The sequence below is a fragment of the Paenibacillus sp. FSL R5-0636 genome (genome assembly GCF_037974255.1).
Lineage (GTDB): Bacteria > Bacillota > Bacilli > Paenibacillales > Paenibacillaceae > Paenibacillus_AQ > Paenibacillus_AQ odorifer.
Map to the genome: position 1 here is coordinate 378,571 of NZ_CP150232.1, position 20,589 is coordinate 399,159.

A 20,589-nucleotide genomic window follows, 5' to 3' on the forward strand; every position below is an offset into this window, starting at 1 on the left:
TCGATTTTACCGGAGGCGCAAAGTGTAATGGATTGGTTCGCAGATTTTTTTAGAAATATTAGTGAGAATTACGGGCATTTTTTCTCATGGAGTGATGTAGTAGGCACGCTCTCTGATCCTGTGAGCTGGGGGATTATCGGAAGCTTAATTCTACTAGAAGGTTTGCTCTCTGCAGATAATGCGCTTGTGCTTGCCGTTATGGTTAAGCATCTACCTAAGGAGCAGCAGAAAAAGGCACTTTTCTACGGTATCTTAGGGGCTTATTTGTTCAGATTCCTGGCCATTGGACTAGGGACATTTCTTATTAAGTTTACTTTGGTTAAGGTTCTTGGTGCGCTGTATCTCTTTTATATCGCATATAAAGGTTTATTTAAGGGCAGTGGCGAAGAGCATACGGAGAATAAAGGCACTTCTTTTTGGAAGACGGTACTCCTTGTTGAATTAATGGATATTGCTTTCAGTATTGACAGTGTCATTGCTGCATTTGGACTTAGCGATCAGGTTTGGGTTCTCTTTATGGGTGGTATATTAGGAGTTCTGATGATGCGCGGAGTGGCGCAGGTATTCTTGAAGCTTATTGATAAATTCCCTGAATTGGAACAGGCAGCGTTCCTGCTTATCGCCATTATTGCGGGTAAGATGCTAGCGGGTGCTTTTGGCTTTGAATTGCCGCATGTCGTATTCTTTACAATCCTTATAGCGGTGTTCGTGGGTACGATCCTCTACAGTGCTAGACGTAAGAAAAAAGATGCCCACAAAAGTGCATGATTAAAAAAGTAATTGCACCATAGAGAAGTCGGAGCCGATCATGCAAGAATAGAAACGCCTGCTTCTTTCAGGTAATCGTATATGTTATAGCGTAGGCCTTCACTTATATTTGAGAGAGCCAAGATGCCATCCCAAGGGACAGTATTGCCGGTTCTGACACTCTCTATGAGGAGAGGTCTACGCTTGTTTTGCTTGGCTTCGCAAAACTATAAGGGGGAACCGATTTGAGATACTTCGATTACCTGACGAAAGAACAAGAAAACTCTTTGTTTTACACTTCGCCTATCTCATTTGATCATACCACGAATAAGGAACTGCTAGCCTACGCTGTCGGCGCTGCCCTCTATATGCCGGCTACCCGTGCAAGTGTTGCAGAAGACATCATTAAGCTCAAGAATGCAGGTCTGGTGACGGTTATTATAGATCTGGAGGACGCAATCGGAGATGACCAGGTTGACAATGCAGAGGAGTCTATTATCCAGCATCTTATTTATCTAGCTGCTTACGCAGAAAATGAGCTGGATTCGGCAAACAGCCTCCCGCTTCTTTTTATACGAGTACGTAACCCGGACCAACTCCGGCAAATGATTTTCCGCTTGGGATCCTTGGTAACGATGTTAACAGGGTTTGTTTTTCCTAAGTTCTCTGTGGACAATGGAATTCAATATTTTGAAACGTTAGCTGAGTACAACAATACGCGTGGTTATAATGATCCTGTGCTTTACGGGATGCCAATCTTGGAAACTGCACCTATTATTTATCGGGAAAGTCGAGTGGACAGTCTGCTATCTATCCGTGATTTACTCCGTAATTACCGTGAACTTGTCCTAAACGTTAGAATTGGGGCAACGGATTTCTCCAGTCTGTTCGGACTGCGTCGCAGTCCTGATGTTAGTATTTATGATCTTACTCCTATTCGTGACTGTATCTCGGACATTATCAATGTGTTTGGGCGGGTTGAAGAGGGATATGTGATCTCAGGACCCGTCTGGGAGTATTTTGCGAATAAAGGCCATCGAGTTCTCCGGCCGCAGCTACGGCAGACGCCATTTGAGGATACTTACGGAAAAAACGGCCGTGATATGCGGAATAGCTATATTTCGAGCAGTGTAGACGGGCTAATTCGTGAGGTTATTTTAGATAAAGAGAATGGAATTGTAGGCAAGACGATTATCCATCCTTCTCACCTCAGACCTGTTCAGGCGATGTATACGGTTATGCATGAGGAATACGTAGATGCTTTAAGCATTGTAGAAAGTAATGATGGCAGTTTGGGCGTGTTTAAGAGTCAATATTTTAATAAAATGAATGAAATTAAGCCCCATCTCAATTGGGCAAGACGAACTTTACTACGATCTCAAATATACGGGGTGTTACATGAACAACAGCATTTTGTCGGATTATTACCCGAAAACGAATTTACGCACGTATAACATAGTCGAGAACCTGCAAGTGAATGTAACCGAAACCTTTAACCCCTTTCATATGCCTCTGGATTCTTTATTCTCTATGGCGGCGCGAATTAATAAAAAGCGGACTTTTCTGTTTGTCAGTAAGGTGCTTGGCAAGCATATCCCCGTCGATCCGTATACTTCACTTCTAAGCGGAGCAGCATTGGCGCTGCTGTTATATCAGGAGATGAACGGTGATTCCGTGGACAGTGATCGTATGACAGAGTTATTGGATATGGCGGTTCATGGGCTGATTCATCCTGAATTTGCTAAGGAAGCCTATCAACATTTGCTAGCGGTCCAGCTGGTTTTGCCCAAGCCTGTGGTTTTTATTGGATTCGCAGAAACGGCAACTGCACTGGGTCACAGTGTGTACAACATCTTTGCTGAGCAGGCATCATATATTCATACTACGCGTGAGCATATTCCTGATTTGGAGTCTGTTGTAAGTTTTGTAGAAGAACATTCTCATGCGGTTGATCATCTATGTTATGCCTTGGATGCCGAACTCTTATCTGGGACAGAGCCCATTATATTGGTAGATGACGAGATAACGACTGGGAAAACCGCGATCAATACGATTCGGGATATTCAGTCAAAGTTCCCGCGGGAGGAATATGTGGTAGTCTCCCTTTTGGACTGGAGAAGCGGCAGCAATCTTCAACGCTATAGTGATCTTGAGCAGGAGCTGGGGATTCGCATTAAGTCGTTATGTCTGCTGCAAGGGAATATTGAAGTGATAGGTTCACCAGTATTTAATAAGGATACAGAGCAGCTGGATAGAGAGGCTGCTTTAGAGTGTGAGGTTGTAACCACTTATGCTCCAGATGGAATGGAACGACTGGAGGTATCCTCTATCGATTCATATGGTGAGATTAACACAGCGCCGTATATGAAATATAGTGGACGTTTCGGAATTGTGTCGCAGGATAATCCGGGGCTTGATCAGGGTGTGAAACGAATAGCTGAACAGCTGCGGCAATTGCGTAGAGGACAGAAAGCCTTGGTAATGGGCGTAGGGGAATTTATGTATCTTCCGATGAGAGTGGCGGCGGAAATGGGGGAAGGGATTGCTTATCAGTCTTCCACTAGAAGTCCAATCCACCCTGAGCGTCGACCGGATTATGGGGTGCATAGTGCTGCTGCCTATCCTTCAGCCGGCGACCCGGAGATCACAAACTTTATCTATAATGTAGCTCCTGATCAATACGATGATATATTTGTGCTGATTGAGCGTGATGTACCGCATGAACGTATGAAACCTATGCTTGATATACTGAAGAAACTGGCCCGCCATAAAGTGCATCTTATTGTACTGACCTCGGAAAGAAGAAGTGGAGGCCCTACCAATGAAGGGAACAGTAACTGAAGAAATTCTAAACAGAAGTATAGCCGAACCGGTTCCGCTAGGCAGCTATTCTCCATCAGATGTTATATTTTTGCTAAAGGATCTGAGTGATGTTTCACTGGAGCGGGCGACTGACGAAAGAGAGGCCGCCATTCAATCAGGTGTACATTACTCTGAGATGCTGCCCGTGGAATATCAGCCTACTGAGCAGTATATTGAGTTATTTCACGAGACGCTGGAGCAATCTGCGGAGAAGGTCGCTCTAGCAGTAGCGGTAGTCTCTGAGATGATTGTCGCTCAACGGGGACTTGATACGGTGTTAGTCTCTTTGGCAAGAGCGGGAACACCAATTGGTGTACTGATTAAGCGTTATATCCAAGAGCGATATGATGCTGATTTGCCGCATTATAGTATCTCTATCATTCGGGGCAAGGGGATTGATGAGAACGCAATCCTCTATATTCTGCAAAAGCACGGGCTTGACGCTGATTTGCAGTTTGTCGATGGATGGACGGGGAAAGGAGCTATTCGCCAGGTATTGATTGAAGCGTGCAACAGCCTGTATGAGAAATATGGCATTCGGCTAAATGATGACCTGGCCGTATTGGCTGATCCCGGGAATTGTTCAGGCACGTTCGGTACTAGAGAGGATTATCTTATTCCTAGTGCATGCCTCAATTCTACGGTGTCAGGGCTGATGAGCCGGACAGTGCTGCGCGACGATTTAATCGGTCCGGAAGAATTCCATGGGGCTAAATTCTACAAGGAATGGCTCGATACGGATGTATCTAATGTATTCATTGCGGCGATCTGCCCGTATTTCTCCTCCGTTGCGGAAGAAGCACAAGCGATTGCTGAACAGATGCAGCAATCCCCGCCAGAAATTACATGGCAGGGGCTGCGTGATATTCAGAGTATTCAAGAAGTGTTCGGCATAGATAACATCAATTTGGTCAAGCCCGGAGTCGGAGAAACAACCCGAGTGCTGCTGCGCAGAGTACCGTGGAAGATTCTTGTCGATACTATGGATAATCCAAATCTCCGTCATATTATTCTCTTAGCAGAGGATAGGGGGGTTCCAGTAGAAGTATTCCCTGGACTCACCTATTCCTGTTGCGGGATTATTAAACCGCTGAGAGGTGAGACGGAATGATCTATGCCAGTGATTTGGACCGAACGTTAATCTATTCCCTAAATGCAATCGGTGTCCCGGAGAATACTCCGGGCCTGGTTCCTGCGGAGGTTGTGGATGGCAAGACGGTTTCATACATTTCCCAAAAAGCATTGGCTGATCTGATGGAGCTTACTTCCCGTATTATCTTTATGCCCGTTACAACACGTACAATCGCGCAGTATAAGCGTATTAATCTGTTTCAAGACACGATTATTCCAGACTACGCGATTACTAGTAATGGCGGGAATATTCTGATTGGTGGCGAAGTGGATAAGAGCTGGAGAGCTTCTGTGGGCAGGCTTGTTCAAAATGAATCGGCTGCGGCAGAAGAAGTTAGAATGCACGTTAGGTCTGTAGTGCACGAGGAATGGATCATTAGTGAGCGGTATTGTGATGATTTATTCTATACCTTTGTGGTAGTGCGTGATTTATTACCTATGGATGAGATTACGAATCTGGCAGAGCGATTATACGATTTGGGCTGGCGGGTATCCTTACAAGGGCGCAAGCTATATGTCGTTCCTGCCGCTGTAAATAAAAGTGATGCGATTGTTTATGTACGCCGGACGGTTCGGTCAGAACCGATGGTAGCATCGGGAGATTCCTTGTTGGATAAGAGTTTACTAGAAAGTGCGGACTATGCGATTGCTCCTTGTCATGGAGAAATATTTGCAGAGCAGCAGAGTGGTCTTGTAAAATCAAGGTATCCCTTTACGAAGCAAGCGGGTGTTTTTGCTGGTGATGAAATTCTACAGTATGTAAACATGATCTATAATAACTTAACCGTATTGGGAGTTGGGCCACTATGAAAAAGGTAAACATTTATTTCAATCGCTGGTTTTCCGTCGCTTACCATTATATGAATCTCATCCGCAATAATGAGGATGGCGTTCCTGTACAAATCTTCGCCACGCACCCAGATATTCACCATATGTCACTTCAAGGGGCTGATGTTGCTGGGACTGAACCGGCACTGACTGGAATAGAATATGTTCAATTTTGTGTGGATTTCTGTCGCCGCAATGAGATCGATATCTTTATTCCACGGTTACATATGCTGGATATAGCTTTGCATGCTGCTATGTTTGATGCGATTGGTACCAAGGTTCTGGTCTGTAGAGATTTGGACTTGTTGGAGACCATCATGGATAAGGGTAAGTTCTACGAAAGTGTTAAGGAAACCGGGATTATGACAATTCCTGATTATCATGTGGTCAGTACAGCAGAGCAGTTCAAAGAGGCTTATCATGATCTTGTAGCCAAAGGGCATCGCGTATGCTTTAAACCTACGGAGACAGAGGGGGGCCTCGGCTTCCGTATCATTGATAACACACGTAGTCCTCTGCAGGAGCTGTTTGGTCATGTAACACCGCTGATATCCTTCGAAGAGGCTTATCGTATTCTGGGAAGTGAAGCTACATTCCCTGAACTTATGGTGATGGAATTGCTGGAAGGTTATGAATACAGTATAGATTGCTTGTCAGATGAGAACGGCAGACTGTTAGCGGCTGTGCCCCGTCGTAAAGCTGGCGGCCGTCTGCGGCTGATGGAGCATATTCCGGAGCTGGAGGAGATCGCTTCTCGGGTAGCAGAGGTATATAAAATACCTTTCAATTTCAATATTCAAATGAAGTATAGTGGTGGAATTCCTAAACTGCTGGAGATTAACCCCCGGATGTCTGGAGGTCTTCATATTTCTTGTCTGTCTGGAATTAACTTTCCATACCTGGCTGTCAAAAGTGCACTCGGCGGAGAGGTACAGCCTGCGGAGTTCGGCGATAATGTGCTTGCCAGCCATGTAGAGCAGCCGTTAATTATGAAAATAAACGGCGAATCCGTAATTTCGGATCCCGTGAATTGAGCGTTCGCAATCTCGCTCACAAGAGGTGAGAAAAATTAAATTTAAATCGAAAATATTGCTGTATGCCGGTATTGGCTATGTTGTCGCTGTATTAACGAGCTCTTTTCTGCCTGAGTTACTCTCCTTGCTGTTGCCTGTAGCAGGTGCTGCTGTAGGGGTTCTTGCAACGAGAAGTCCGAGAACCAACCTTCCGGCTGAGGTGCTGCCAGCAGGTCCAGAGACGGTACCTATTGCTCCAGCTCCCTCTGCAAATGCTCCGCAATTAAATAGTGCGGCAAATAATGCTGCACCATTTAATCCGGGCAATAGTGGTAGAACTGAGGCAGAACCGACGAAGATTGGACCGGAATTTGCTCCGGTAGTTGAGTACCTTAGCATTCTGGAAGATATGATTATCTCCGAAGGGCAGAAGGATACACTGGACAATGAAATTGTCGAGAAATCACTGGCGCTTTTTGCGAGACTTCAACGTGTAATTCCGCTGCTGCAGGAGCTCAATAATGGCGATATTAATCACACGGTCCGCAGATTGATTCTGAAGGATTTGAATGGTGTGATTAACCCATTTTTGCGCCTAAGTGGTGAAGCAAAGACGAAGAATCGGAGAACGCTGCTGAACGGTCTAAGAGATGTTGATTCCAAAATATCGGATATTGCTTCGACGATCGAACATAAAGACCTGATGGAACTTCAGACGAAGGCGGAACTGATTCATCAGCGGTATAGCAGTTCCGAATTATAGGAGGGAAACCCATGTCCACGCAGTTGATCCAATTAAAAAAAGAAGATGAACAAAAGGTAGTCGAAGAAGCGGCACAATTGATCGAGAAGGTATCCCAAACAGATACAGTCACACTGGATTCTTTAATGGATGATATCGGGAAGCTTGGGGTGAAGACGCAGGAAAAAGCAGGCCAAACCCTCAAACTGCTGGATCGTCCGGTAAATGACCTGATGTCCGGTAAGCGTGTTGAAGTGCCTAACATGATTATGAAGCTGCGGAATGAGTGTGAAAATCTGCAACAGAGTAAGAATGTTAGCTTTTTCGGCAAAATGCTGCGGAAGAGTCCGATGAAGAACTATGTGTACAAATATCAGTCTGTCCGCACGAATATTGATGCGATTGTTACCGGCCTACGCGACGGCAGAGATACCCTCGAAGAGAGTATTGTAAATATGCGCCAGCTGAAACGTACCTCTATGGAGGAGATCTATAACCTGCAGACCAAAATTGCCTTCGGCAATAAGCTAAAAGAGCTGTTCGAGGTGGAGATTGCGAAGCCTGAGAATGAGTTCCGTAAAGCTTATCTGGAGCGTGGTCTACGTAAAGTGATGGTTCGTATTCAGTCCATGACAGAGATGATTCTATTGTACAATCAAGCGATCGCTGCTACAGATATCATCAATGACAATAATGATAAACTGATCGATTCCGTGAATAATGCGATTGATAAGACCTCTAATCTGATCACAGTGTCGGCAATGATTGCGATGTCGCTGGCCGATCAGGAGAATGTTATCAATGCTGTAGAAGCAACAAATAAGACGATTGAAGATCAGTTTAAAGAAAATGCACGCTTGCTGCGTACGACTACAGAAAAAACGACCGAGCTTCTATCCAAACCTTCCATGTCTATGGAAGCCGTGAATCAAGCGATCGGCGATCTGCTTAGCGCATTAGACACTTCGGAACAGTCAAACCGTCGTATTATCGAGAGCTGCCAGGATTATACATCCAAAATGACGACGATCAATACCCAATTGGGCAATCGTCTAGGTCTCAATGAAGCGGACAAGCCTGAGGCGCTGAAACAAGGTGAAGCAGAGAGCCAACTGAGCAGTTTCTTGAACTAATTAGTTAAAAAAAGACCGTAAAAATATAGCAGAGCAGTGAGCCTTCGTTTCTGGGGGCTCGCTGCTCTGCTTTTTTTGGTCTAATCAAATGAAGTTTGCTGTAGCCAAACATAAAGCCCTATCCACATACATAAGTTGTCACAAGACTACATGTGGAGGAAGTGGGGATAGGCTATGGTTTTAGGCTGTTTGATACTCGTGCTTATCATCGTCGCCAGCAGTGAAAAAGCAGAAGCCATTGCTAAAATCAATGAAGACAATTAGCAAGAGGTAGCTTCGCTTCCCCGTAAGTATTCAGGGATTTTTTGGCGTGAATTGGTTCAAGTAATTTCCAGCGGGTTATTGGGTATAATAACGCAAGGCTGTACGATTAGCCCATAATCAGCTGGAAATACCAAAATCCCTAAGGAGGTCACATGGAGAACGAGGCGCTGCTTCAGGTTGAACATTTAGCACTTAAGAAACAGAAGATATTCCGGCAAAGCGTAATGCGCTATATTGCCAGAGCCATGCTGGCCAGTATGTTTATCGGATTCGGTGTAATTGTAGCCTTTAAGACAGGCAACTATTTCTTTATGGAGCAATCCCCCTTTGCATATCCAATGGCTGCGATAACTTTCGGAGCGGCTATTATTCTAATTTCTTTTGGTGGTGGGGATTTATTCACCGGAGATACTTTTTATTACACATACACGGCACTAAGACGGAAAATGAAATGGTCTGAGGTTGTCCGCATGTGGATCATGAGTTATATCGGTAATATTCTTGGAGCTGCCGTTTTTGCCTTGCTGATTTTTTTGACAGGACTGTTCTATAGCTCAGATGTAAACGGATTTTTGTTATATGTAGTGGAGCATAAGATGGAAGCCCCGGCAGGTCAGCTTTTCTTTCGGGCCATTCTTTGTAACTGGCTCGTTTGTATGGCTTTTTTTATACCCATGAATATGAAAGGCGATGGGGCCAAAATGTTCGCAATGGTCTTATTCGTATTCTGTTTTTTCATCTCCGGCTATGAGCATAGTATTGCCAATATGTGTACCTTTGCGATTGCGCTTGTACTTGATCATCCCGGAACGGTATCGTGGTATGGAGTGTTCCATAACCTTGTCCCCGTTACGATCGGCAATTTAATTGGCGGTGGCGTACTGATGGGGGTAATGTATTATTATGTGAATAAACCTTTTTTGGATGACACTAAGCATTAACAGAAAAACAGAAAAAAATAATCCTCCAAAACTTCGCTCTTTTACAGGGGTGGAGTTTTTTTGTGCAGAAAGTTATTTTTTAACATTGGGATTATTTGATTTTTAAGGATTGAAAAGGATTAGAGGGAGAGAGGTAGAATACATAATTATGCAATGCAAAATTGAAGATTCATACAGAATGGGGTAAGGGCTTTGGATGAGACAACAGGGATACTGACGGATGAGACCATTATTAAGGCTTCCAATCAGCATTGTATAGACCAAGGAATTGATCCTGAGCAACCGCCTGTCTTTGCAAAGGGATATTCTGCTGATGAATTGGGAGCGCAGCTTAGCGTATATAGTGAAGTGATTGAGGTTATCGAATTTTTTGTCAAAAAATTTCTGTCCTCAGTAAAGGGGAACCCGATCCTAATTACGATTTCGGATGATGCAGGTTATCTATTGGCGTTCCAGGGAGATGCGACGATTATTGATCTCGTAGGACAGGTAGGCATCAAAGAAGGCGTGCAGATGAACAAAGAGGTGGGTACCAATTCAATCGCTTTAGCCCTTGAATATCAGAGGCCATTCCAGCTGACAGGACGAGACCATTTCCATCATATTTTGCATCATTTAGTATGCTGTACGGCTCCATTTTATAAAGAAAATGGGCAGGAAATCTTAGGTACAATTTCATTTATGGCAGATATAGATGTAGCCCATCCCCATTTGCTGCCTCTGCTCTGTACGATGGCTGACTCGATTGAACGTGAGATTTTGTTGCGGAGAGGAAATTCTCAGCTGCAATTATTAAATCGGATTTTGCTAGAGACCAATTACTTAGGGGTAATCATAACAGATCAATTCGGAACAGTCGTGAATATAAATGAGAACGGTTTAGCCATGCTTCATTTGGGTGGTGAGCATCAAGAGTCTGTTGTTGGAACTAGTGTCTTTGAAATTAGGAATGTGGGCGCATACTTTCAACATGTCATCATACATCATGTCGCATGTGCCGGGTTAGAAGTGATTCAGGAGAAAAACGGGTTGTTCGAGCATTATATGTTAGATGTACTACCCGTTTACGATGCGAATGGTTACTTAGCGCGTGTGATTGGAAGTTTGCGCAACATCACGGAGATGAAAAGAACGGAAGAAGTGCTGCGCAATACAGAAAAGCTAGTGGTCGCAGGACAACTGGCCATGAGCATTGCACATGAGATTCGCAATCCCCTGACTACGGTGAAAGGGATGCTTCAACTGGCTAATAAAGATTCACGTCTGCTGCATTATGATCTCATTATGTCAGAAGTGGAAAGAATGAATCTCATTGTGAGCGAGTTTCTTATTCTGGGTAAGCCGCAGGCTGCGCATTATATGACTGAACAATGTAGTACGATCCTTCTGGAAGTATTGAATATCTTCGCGATTCAGGTGGAGATGAATAATATAGCGTTGAATACAAAGATCCATTATGATGCTGAGATCGAATGTGACCGCAATCAGATTAAGCAGATTTTCCTGAATATCCTAAGAAATTCAATGGAAGCTTTGCCTTTTGGCGGGAGCATTACAGTAACTCTTGATGTGAAAGATGAATTCCAGGTGATTACCTTTACCGATAATGGAGAGGGTATGAACAAGGAAGTTCTGGAGAAATTAGGGGAGCCCTTTCACACGACCAGAGGTGATGGGAATGGACTTGGCTTCATGATTGTCAAAAAAATCGTGACTGCCCACAGAGGATATGTGGCAATAGCTAGTGAAAAGGGAGTGGGCACAGCCGTTACAATTTATCTTCCAATGGCACATTCATACCACAAATGAAACAGCAATAATTCATAATTAAAAAGACTCTTCCGCCCGGTATAGGCGAAAGAGTCTTTTTGTATATCCATTTGCATCTAATGGTGAGGAATCACCACTTTGAGCCACCCGATGAATTTCCACCGGATTTGCCGCCGCCACCGCCCCAAGAAGAACCGCCGGAGGATTTGCCGCCACTGCCGCCTCCGCCCCAGGAAGAGCCGCCGGAGGAACGTCCCCCACCGAATCCACCTGAAGAAGGAGGACCAGAGGACATTCGTTTACGGGCTTGTGCACGCCGCTGTTGCTCTCTCATCATGGCTAGCTGGGCCAGCCGTTCTTCCTCTTCCTTTTGGCGAATGATTCGGTTCGCTTCATTCACAAAGGAAGTGATGTGAGCGTCATAAGCGCGGCCAATCGATTCCAGTTCCTCTAGGTTGTAAGGCCGGGATGACAGCCGTTGCTCCAACTGGCTATATTCCGGCAATAAGGACAACTCAAAGCGGATTCTGGAAGACAAGCCTCTGCTGTGCAGCATTCGCTGGGTCGTCTCTACCCGGCTTTGTCCTTCGGAGAAGAGACGTTGTACTTTATCAAGTCTTTCATTTAATACATTTAGACTTTCAGAGACACCGTCATATTGCCGGCCAGCTTCATCCTGCAATGACAGCAAGCGCTCCAGCGCATCGTGGGCCTTGTCATATTCGCCCCGTTCATCACTGGTCCAGTTCTCAATTTGCGCCACTTCACCTGCGCCTTCCCGAAGACGTGTGCTCCACTCCGTCAGAATATTCTCTATAGTAGCTACATGCTGTTCTTCGAAATGTACACGTGCTTCTGTAATTCGTGCCTGCAGCTCGTCTCGCCGCTGTTTCAAATGGCTCCATGTGGTGCGGAATGTCTCTAGATCTCTACGGTTATTCTGCCGCAGCAGTGCTTGTTGCTCTGTCATAGCAATAGCTTCATCCAGAAGAAGGTCTAGACTGGCGCCGATTCTGCGCACCTCATCCATATCTCCTATACGCAGTGGCGCTTCAAGAGTCAACGATTCTGCGCGGGCCTGCTCCAGGTGATCATATGGCTTAACCTTCATATTGTGCAGTGAATTCTGTTCAATGATCCCGGTGATTTTGGCACGTGCCGCAGCTAATACCGTAGGGAATTTGTTTAGCTTATCATCATAGAGATCAACATCCTTCAGATCCTGTTCGATCTTTTCCTGACGTTCCTGTGCATCCTCGGTAACCTCTTGTGCAGCAATGGGATCAAAAAGCTCTAATTGGTCTGCCTTAGCTGTCTCCTCCGCAAGCTCCTTAAGTTCTTCTACAATTTCTTGAAGTTCATACCCGGTTTCTTTAACTGCACCTTGCAGTTGCTCTTCAAGCTCCGGCGTATCCTCTTTCAGCTCTGTAATACGCTGTTTGACATTGCGGTCAGCTTCGCTGATGACAGCAATGTGTTTCTCTTCCTCTTCAAGCGCTGCGCGGAAGGAAGCTTCGGTCAGCTGTAATTGTTTCACAGCTGTCTTGAGGGCAGCCAAGCGATAAAATGCCGGCTGAACGCCTTGACCTTCACTTTGTAGTGCAGAGATTTCAACGAGCTTGGCAGACAGCCGCTTAGAAATACCCTCGACTAGCTCTCCCGTCTTGCCTTGAACGATCCCTTGAAAAGGATTTAGCGATTCCAGTGCCCGATTTGCCTGGACCATTAAATTAGATAACTGTTTCTGTTGCTCGCTAAGCTGCTTGCGGCGACGCAGGCCCGTAACCACTACAAAGAGTACAAGGAGGATTAGAAGGGCTCCGATAAGAATCGCTGCAATCATAAACATGGAGCTGCTGGAGCGGTTTACACCATTCCCGGCGCCGACTGCGCTCCCGCTTCCTGCGGTTCCTCCAGTATTGCCGGCACGATCTCCAATAGAATGGATGGCATTTATCAAAGTCTTTGTCCCGCCAGCGAAGTCCCCTTTTTTGGCATAAGGAATGAAATAAGTGTCGAGCAGTTTTTGGATGGCTGAACTTCCCGAGGACCCTCCCTGATTCTTAGACCAAGTATTTAACGAGCTTTGAAAGTCTGGATTTAAGAAATTTAGCTCAATGGACTGGTCACCAGCGGAGATCAGCAGTAGAAGATCCCGCGTGGACAGTTTCCACGAGTCGTAAACCTTGTCTGCATACTTATCAGCTGGAGTACCGTCTGTGGAATCTACAGTGAGTACGTGGATGGTCAGGAGTTCTCCAGTAGCGGTAGCAGAAATAGACGCGGCTTCTGCGGAACTGAACATTTCAGCGTTATCGGTAACGAATCCCTGCTGTGCAGGAATTCCAGCGGCATATGCACCGGGTATCCATAACAGGCTGAGCATTAAGAATAAAGCTATATACTTTTTCAAGCTGACACGCTCCGATCTGAAGGGCTTTTTATTCTATATATTATGCTGATAATTATACTATATCATTAACCATCAGGTGACCTGGAGATACTCCTATTATTATATAGCTATGTCGGCATACTAACAAAAAAAGCCATGCTCCCAATAAGGGAACACGGCGTATATTCAGAAGCATTATCTTGTCGGCAGACAGAGAATGTATTGCAGTCTGGATTTAATTTCTTTTTGCCATTTCAAATCTCCAACTTTAACGGCAAGATTGAGCAGATCCAGATAATCGTCAACCTGTAATGTTGTTCGGGTAGAGGTAACGTTCATGGGTGATCAGTCTCCTTTTAACTTAAATATAGTAAATTGAAATTATTAACGCTTATAATAATGATAATCATTATCATCGTTTGTCGTTATTGCTATTATCCACATTTTCTATGTAAAAAGCAATATAAAAATCCAGACTTCGTAACTTTTATCATTTACAAATAAAAGAGTCCATCGAAAGATGGGGATTTGCGTATAATGTGTGGTTTTAGGAAAGAATTAGCAGGAATCTTACCATATTTTGTCGAATACTTTTTAGAATAATGCTTTAAATTCTAAATTTTTGCAAAAAGGGGAATTGGGCAATGAAGCGGTGCACAATGTTGCTTCTGATTATTTTTCTGCTTTTGCTCGTACCTCCTACAGCCGCTCACGCCGAAAGAGAGGATATAAGGTACCAAGTAGAACTGGAATATCCACCGTATAAATATGTAGAAAATGGGTATTTGACCGGGTTTGATATTAATTTGAGCACGATGATTTTTGAGAAGCAGGATTATCTTATTCACTACAGTACTGGGCAATGGGATGAAGTTTACAGTCGGCTGATTCAAGGAGATATTGAGATAGCAGGTCTTATGGCAATTACGGAGTCGCGTAACCAAGAGGTGTTATTTTCAGATCCGGTTATTAAAAACTATATTTCCATCTATGCAAGGCGAGAGCTTGAGGATGAGATCGATTTAAAGACGTTGGGAAGTTATAAGATTGGGTTAGGGAATGGACAGTATTCTGCAACCGTGCTGAACAGCAAGGTGGGGATTACAAATTACATAGAGTATGCAACGACTCCTGAAGCTTTAAAGGCTCTTGAAAAAGGGGAAATCGACCTTCTATTTGAGAATCAGGAAGTGATCGATTATCTGATTGCTGAACAGAAATTGAAGGGGAGTATTATCAAAAAAATGAGCAATCTCTACCCTAGGGATGTTGCTTTTGCAATAAGTAAATCCGCTCCGGAGCTAGTAACTTATGTTAACGAGAGATTGGATCGCCTGCATCGTTCCGGTGCTTTTGAAGAGCTGTATCAGCACTATTTCTACGTTCATTCAGATTATTATAAAGTTATGATGCGCAATAGATTTATTGTGGGAGCCATTATTCTGCTTGGTCTTCTAATCATTAGTGCGGTTTTGCTAAAAATGTATATTAATCACTTACGGCGTGCGGTTTATTCGGAACAGCAATTTTTTGAGGATGTAATAGAGCATAGCGGTATGGTGGTTTGGGCTGTGCAGGCGGATAAAAAGGTAGTTCGGTTTAACAATTACGCTGAGCGAATGACGGGCCTATGCGAGAATGAAGTAGTGGGCAAAAACATTGCGGATATGGAGGGTCTGACAGGCAGTACGGCGGCTATTCGGAATCTGCTGGAAAGAGCCGTACAGCTTGACTATGTTGATAATATCGAGCATAAACTTCCGGACAATTCGCCAGCAGCGCGGTATTTTTCATTTCGGACCACCTTGTTAAAAGGATTGGATAAGCAGGCAGCTGATATTTTTGTGCTTGTAGGAGTGGATATCGATGAGCGCAAACAAAATGAGCTAAGGCTTCAGCAAAGTTATGAGGAACTGGAAGCTACTTACGAAGAGCTGTCAGCGACAGAGGTCGAGCTACAGGAGCAATTTGCTAAGCTGCAGGTAGGTGAACGACGGTTCAGTCTCGCGACAGAGGGTTCTGGTGCTTACATGTGGGAGCTTGATTGGGAGACAGGACTGTATAATCTATCGGATCGCTGGTACAAGCTCATGGGCTATACGGAGGATGAAATCAATTCATTCGAAAATGGGGTGCTTAGTATTATTCATCCCGATGACCAGCCATCATCCCAAAAGGCAAGACATGATCATCTGGCAGGTTTAACACCTATCTACGAGACGGAATACCGCATGCGGACCAAAGATAATCAATTCGTCTGGTTTGAGGTAAGTGGTAAAGCTATCGTTGATCCAAAGGATGAAGTTGTGTTATTTATCGGTTCACTGATTGATATTAGTAAGCGGAAGCAGGTAGAGCTAAAGCTGAGCAACAGTTATCAGGAGCTTGAGGCAACCTATGAACAGCTAACAGCCACACAGCAGGAGCTTGTAGAGCAATACGATATGCTGGTGGAGAATCAAAAACACATGCATCGTCTAGCTTATGTGGATGAGCTTAGTAATTTACCCAACCGTGTATGTCTACTGGAATCTATGGAGAAATATCTGCAATGTTCAGGAGGCAAGGCGGCGCTGTTGTTCGTAGATACCGATAATTTTAAATACATCAATGATACCTTAGGGCATAAATCCGGTGATGTTCTCATTCAGAAGGCTAGCAAAAGGCTGCAGTCGTTGGTGCGTGAAGGGGATATGCTCTCTCGGCTCGGTGGGGATGAATTCGTGATTTTTATTAAGGATATAGAAGACCACGAGGATGTGTTAGACCTGGCGGAGCGTATCATGAGAGCGTTCAGGCAGTCCTTTTTAATCGGAGAGAGTTATTTGTACGTTTCCGTAAGCATCGGAATTTCCTTTTATCCGGAAGATGGGGAGACCACCGAGCAAATCTTAAAAAATGCGGATGTCGCTATGTACCGGGCAAAAGAGGATGGCAAGGGGACTTATGTGGTATATGACAAATCCATGCATACTGCGTTTAATGAACGGATGAATATAGAGAAGCATTTGCGCAGTGCCATGAATAATAATGAGTTTGAGCTATATTATCAACCGCAGGTGGATATCCAGTCTGGATTAATCTCTGGTTTTGAGGCTTTAATTCGCTGGAATAGTCCAACGCTGGGCTTTGTATCTCCACTTTCTTTTATCAAAATCGCCGAGGATTCCAGGCTGATTATTTATATTGGAGAATGGGTGCTTAGGGAATCGTGCATCTTTATGAAGGGCATTCAAGATCGTATGGGCATTCCTTACAAGATATCAGTTAACATTTCCATTATTCAACTATTGCAGGATGATTTCGTCGAGATGGTGCAGGAAAGTCTGGCTGAAAGCGGGCTAAAGCCTAGTTGTCTTGAACTGGAAATCACCGAGTCTATCTTTATGGAATCGTTTGAGAGTATCGTGAATAAGCTTCAATTCCTCAAATCCCAAGGCATTCGTATTGCGCTGGATGATTTCGGAACGGGGTACTCATCTCTTAGTTATTTGCAGCAATTGCCGATTTCTACGCTTAAAATGGATAAAACCTTTATCGATTCGCTTTCGGAAAAAGCTTACAGCCAGTCTTTTGTGCAGACCATTATACAGCTGGGACACAATATGGGGCTGGAGGTCGTTGCGGAGGGAGTGGAAGAGATCAGCCAGCTGGATTTCCTCAGAAAATCGGGCTGCGATAAGGTACAGGGGTATCTGGTTAGCAGACCTGTTCCGAAGCAGGAAGTGGTGGAGCTTTTGGAACCGCAGAAGCGTTACGGAATATAGCAGTTGATACACAGCCCTCATCTACAAGGTGGGGGTTTTTGGTGTGTAATGCTTCTGAGATTAAGTCTTTGCAAAAAAACAAGCTCCGACAGATAAACAGTGTCTGTGGAGCTTGTCACTAGCTGATGACAATTTTATTCTTCCCGGTGTTTTTAGCTTCGTAAAGTGCATCATCAGCCTGCTGAAAAGTGGAATTTTTGGAGTCTGCGCCTGTGTAATCATGCATCCCGATACTGACGGTTATGCTTTTACCTTCCATTTCGGCAAAAGGGGTATCGGCTACTTTGGCTAGAATTTGTTGCATGATTTCATAGGATCGCTCAAAGGTTTTGGTAGTCAAAATGACAATGAATTCCTCGCCACCGTACCGCGCGGCGAAATCATCAGGACCGATATACTCGAGCAGAATCGCTGCGACTTTTTGTAATACGATATCTCCAACGGAGTGTCCATAGCAATCATTTACTTTTTTGAAATTGTCGATATCCATAACGGCAAGCTGCATGGAGAATGGATTACTCTGCTGATGCTCAATTAGCCAACCTAAATATTCGTGAAAAGTCTTGTGATTATACAGATCAGTCAGGGGGTCTATCTTAGATAGACGATCCATAATTATATTCTGAATGCGTAATTCCTGTTCTGACTTAACGGAGTTCTGCAGGGATTGCATCAAATCACGTCCACGAACGATTACTGCAAAACCTGCCAAAGCAGTGCCTGCAAAAATAAGAGCGATAATGATAGTTTGGGTGATCGGTAAGTACTCGTGAATGGGTGTCCTGATGAATAAAATGATCGTGTACAGTAGAGAAATAGCAGAAGTGGCTATCATATAACTGCTCTTCAGATAGATCATCGAGACTAGTAGCGGGAACAGCATAATTAATGATTTAACATGCAACTCATCGCTGAGATTGACGATAATCAAAACCGCAAATAGATGGCTTGCAACCGTAATGGCGAGTTGGGCCCACAGAGGCCTCCATCTATAGATTACTTCTAGAATAATGATCAAACTCACTATGATGGAATCAGAAATCAACGAGTGCTCAATATAATCGTTCCTGGTTGGGGTTTCCGGACGCTGGCTCCATAAGGATAGAGAAACAATGAACTGAATACTTAAATACACAATCAGGATGATCCAGAATGAATTGAGAAGCACACGATTCCAATAGGTCTGACGAGGAGTTTGAGGTGTGGCGCGCATAATGTGATCCTCTTTTCCAGTGGCAATATGCTTATATATTCGACAATAAGCTCAGGTTTCCTCTTGATGGCTTTCTTGGAAGCGGGAGTTCAACAAGCATCTTTATAAGGGGAGATTGCCTGGCCCGGGGAATGATTGAACGAAAAGGAATACTATAGAAAGTATTTCCTTTAATTAACTCTGCTGATATAATGTTAGAATACATAACATCAATCGAGTGGAGTGGAATTGAAGATGCAGATCCGTCCAAACCAGATTTTTGTAGTCGTCCTGTTGCTTCTTGTCAGTGTGTACAGCTTATTGATTGACATGCTCTGGATTCATAAGCTGGTGATTATTCTGTTTATGGGTTCTCTAGGATGGTTCTCGCTGAATACATCCCGCTACGGTTATCGCAAAGAAGCGCTGCTGAAGGAGTCACAGAACAAAGTGGAGCTTCTTGGCAATGAGATTGTAGTTACCTCGGATCGGCTGCATGGTGCACTTGAAGAAATCAGCCGCCATACAGAGCAGCTGCAGCAGACAGCGGATTATTCACACGCGTATGAAACGGATTTAAGGATTCGCAGCAACGAAGCTAAAGCCAATATTGAAGGGGCCTATCAGACGATGGGCGGTGTAGCTTCAGTTACAGCACATATCGAAGAATTGACGGAAAAACTAGGCTCGAATATGCAATATGCCCGGCAAGGAATGACAGCAATGGTAGATTCCCTGAGCATTGCAGATGGGGTGATGAAGGATCTGCAAACACAGAGTGGGGACATGTTAGCTAAGTTTACTACCCTGAGTAATCATATTGCGATGGTAGAGGAGATCAATACATTGATTAACTCCATTGTGAATGAGACCTCATTGCTCGCGCTGAATGCTTCTATTGAAGCGGCCCGGGCCGGTGAACAGGGCCGCGGATTTGCAGTAGTGGCCAGCCGGATTCGGCAGCTGGCTGATCAAAGCAAGAGCTCGGTAGACCGCTCCTCAGGCATCTTGCTTGACATTAATAATGGAGTACAGCAGGTGCTGGAATCCGTTACGAAAGAGCAAGTCTCAGTGGAGCGTGGGGTGAACGAGGTCGGCACGGTGAAGCTTCGACTCGATGATATCGCGTCGAGAGTAGATGAAGTAGGCAGCGCCGTGACGGAAACAATCGATGCTGCCGCGAAGCAGGGCAAGCTGATTGTAGAAGTGACAACGGAGCTGAGCGGTGCGGTGGCGATCGTGAATGAGACGATTGCCAATGTAGACCTTACGCTGGAGCAGGTGACACGGCAGCGGGATCAAATTGGGCAGCTGAACGAAGTCAGCGCCAATCTGTTAGCGGAGTCGCAATCCTTGCAGCAATCGGTTACTAGCATTGCGGGCAGAGCGGAAATTGAGATGAGCCAATATGCAGCCCGGCTTCAGGAAATGCAGAGTCTCTTGGAGACGATTTCCGCCAAGGAAGAACTTTACGCTCCAGATACTGAAGTTCATCAAGGTGTTTTGAACGCTTACATTAAGAAAATTCCAGATGTACAAGCCATTTGGTCTAATCGGACGGATGGAACCTTTATCTACTCCGAGCCAGCGGCTGGCTTGTTGAATGCTAAGCGGCGTGATTGGTGGAATGGGGCCATGAATGAAGGTGAATATGTCTCTAAACCTTACGTATCTGCGATTACGAAACGTTCTTGTATTACATTATCTAGAGCAATCCGGAATCGTCAGGGAGATGTAGTAGGCGTGGTGGGTATTGATTTAGCGGTGTAATAAAGCAACAGCAGCAAGCCCTTCTGTAGCAGAGGCT

At 44.7% G+C, this 20,589-nt stretch carries 15 protein-coding genes; 12 read left to right on the forward strand and 3 right to left on the reverse strand.

The annotated features are described in order from the left end of the window. The first annotated feature begins 27 nt into the window (after nucleotides 1-27). The 10 genes from MKX34_RS01700 (at nucleotide 28) to MKX34_RS01745 (ending at nucleotide 11,470) form a co-directional block, all read left to right on the forward strand. Nucleotides 28-768: a TerC family protein gene (locus tag MKX34_RS01700; RefSeq protein ID WP_036687425.1), complete on the forward strand. Its 741-nt coding sequence runs from the start codon at nucleotides 28-30 to the stop codon at nucleotides 766-768. Nucleotides 769-992: 224 nt separating this feature from the next. After that, entirely contained in the window at nucleotides 993-2,201 is a 1,209-nt protein-coding gene (locus MKX34_RS01705; protein WP_256715561.1) for an HpcH/HpaI aldolase/citrate lyase family protein, read from the forward strand. A gap of 76 nt (nucleotides 2,202-2,277) precedes the next feature. Next, nucleotides 2,278-3,588, forward strand: a complete 1,311-nt coding sequence (locus MKX34_RS01710; protein ID WP_076297320.1) for a phosphoribosyltransferase family protein — start codon at nucleotides 2,278-2,280, stop codon at nucleotides 3,586-3,588. After that, nucleotides 3,569-4,720, forward strand: coding sequence for a cysteine protease StiP family protein (locus tag MKX34_RS01715; RefSeq protein WP_076101184.1), 1,152 nt, complete (start codon nucleotides 3,569-3,571; stop codon nucleotides 4,718-4,720). Before MKX34_RS01710 ends, MKX34_RS01715 begins: the two co-directional genes overlap by 20 nt. Continuing rightward, nucleotides 4,717-5,550: an HAD family hydrolase gene (locus tag MKX34_RS01720; protein WP_038568311.1), complete on the forward strand. Its 834-nt coding sequence runs from the start codon at nucleotides 4,717-4,719 to the stop codon at nucleotides 5,548-5,550. The genes MKX34_RS01715 and MKX34_RS01720 overlap by 4 nt, the downstream gene beginning before the upstream one ends. Then, nucleotides 5,547-6,602: an ATP-grasp domain-containing protein gene (locus MKX34_RS01725; RefSeq protein WP_036687430.1), complete on the forward strand. Its 1,056-nt coding sequence runs from the start codon at nucleotides 5,547-5,549 to the stop codon at nucleotides 6,600-6,602. Before MKX34_RS01720 ends, MKX34_RS01725 begins: the two co-directional genes overlap by 4 nt. Nucleotides 6,603-6,636: 34 nt before the next feature. Continuing rightward, the gene (locus MKX34_RS01730) at nucleotides 6,637-7,344 is read left to right on the forward strand and encodes a hypothetical protein (protein ID WP_036687454.1); all 708 of its coding nucleotides are present in this window, start codon (nucleotides 6,637-6,639) and stop codon (nucleotides 7,342-7,344) included. An 11-nt stretch (nucleotides 7,345-7,355) separates the two neighbouring features. Continuing rightward, nucleotides 7,356-8,456, forward strand: coding sequence for a toxic anion resistance protein (locus MKX34_RS01735; RefSeq protein WP_036687432.1), 1,101 nt, complete (start codon nucleotides 7,356-7,358; stop codon nucleotides 8,454-8,456). Nucleotides 8,457-8,872: 416 nt separating this feature from the next. Further along, nucleotides 8,873-9,661: a formate/nitrite transporter family protein gene (locus tag MKX34_RS01740; RefSeq protein ID WP_038568317.1), complete on the forward strand. Its 789-nt coding sequence runs from the start codon at nucleotides 8,873-8,875 to the stop codon at nucleotides 9,659-9,661. Nucleotides 9,662-9,853: 192 nt separating this feature from the next. Next, nucleotides 9,854-11,470, forward strand: a complete 1,617-nt coding sequence (locus tag MKX34_RS01745) for an ATP-binding protein (protein ID WP_036687435.1) — start codon at nucleotides 9,854-9,856, stop codon at nucleotides 11,468-11,470. 91 nt (nucleotides 11,471-11,561) lie between these two features. Here the strand turns inward: MKX34_RS01745 and MKX34_RS01750 are convergent, their stop codons facing one another. Continuing rightward, nucleotides 11,562-13,844 carry a TPM domain-containing protein gene (locus MKX34_RS01750; RefSeq protein ID WP_076101188.1) on the reverse strand — a complete coding sequence of 761 codons (2,283 nt, stop codon included), beginning with the start codon at nucleotides 13,842-13,844 and terminating at the stop codon, nucleotides 11,562-11,564. Between the two features lie 174 nt (nucleotides 13,845-14,018). Further along, complete coding sequence (locus tag MKX34_RS01755) at nucleotides 14,019-14,162, reverse strand: hypothetical protein (protein WP_167348483.1); 144 nt, start codon at nucleotides 14,160-14,162, stop codon at nucleotides 14,019-14,021. A 305-nt stretch (nucleotides 14,163-14,467) separates the two neighbouring features. Between MKX34_RS01755 and MKX34_RS01760 the strand changes: the two genes are divergently transcribed. Continuing rightward, nucleotides 14,468-17,590 (forward strand): EAL domain-containing protein, encoded by a 3,123-nt coding sequence (locus MKX34_RS01760; RefSeq protein ID WP_051491508.1) that lies wholly within the window; start codon nucleotides 14,468-14,470, stop codon nucleotides 17,588-17,590. Between the two features lie 118 nt (nucleotides 17,591-17,708). On the opposite strand, the gene MKX34_RS01765 is transcribed toward MKX34_RS01760, so the two are convergent. After that, entirely contained in the window at nucleotides 17,709-18,803 is a 1,095-nt protein-coding gene (locus MKX34_RS01765; protein ID WP_038568323.1) for a GGDEF domain-containing protein, read from the reverse strand. 234 nt (nucleotides 18,804-19,037) lie between these two features. On the opposite strand from MKX34_RS01765, the gene MKX34_RS01770 reads away from it, so the two are divergent. Then, nucleotides 19,038-20,552, forward strand: a complete 1,515-nt coding sequence (locus MKX34_RS01770; protein ID WP_051491509.1) for a methyl-accepting chemotaxis protein — start codon at nucleotides 19,038-19,040, stop codon at nucleotides 20,550-20,552. Nucleotides 20,553-20,589: the final 37 nt, after the last annotated feature.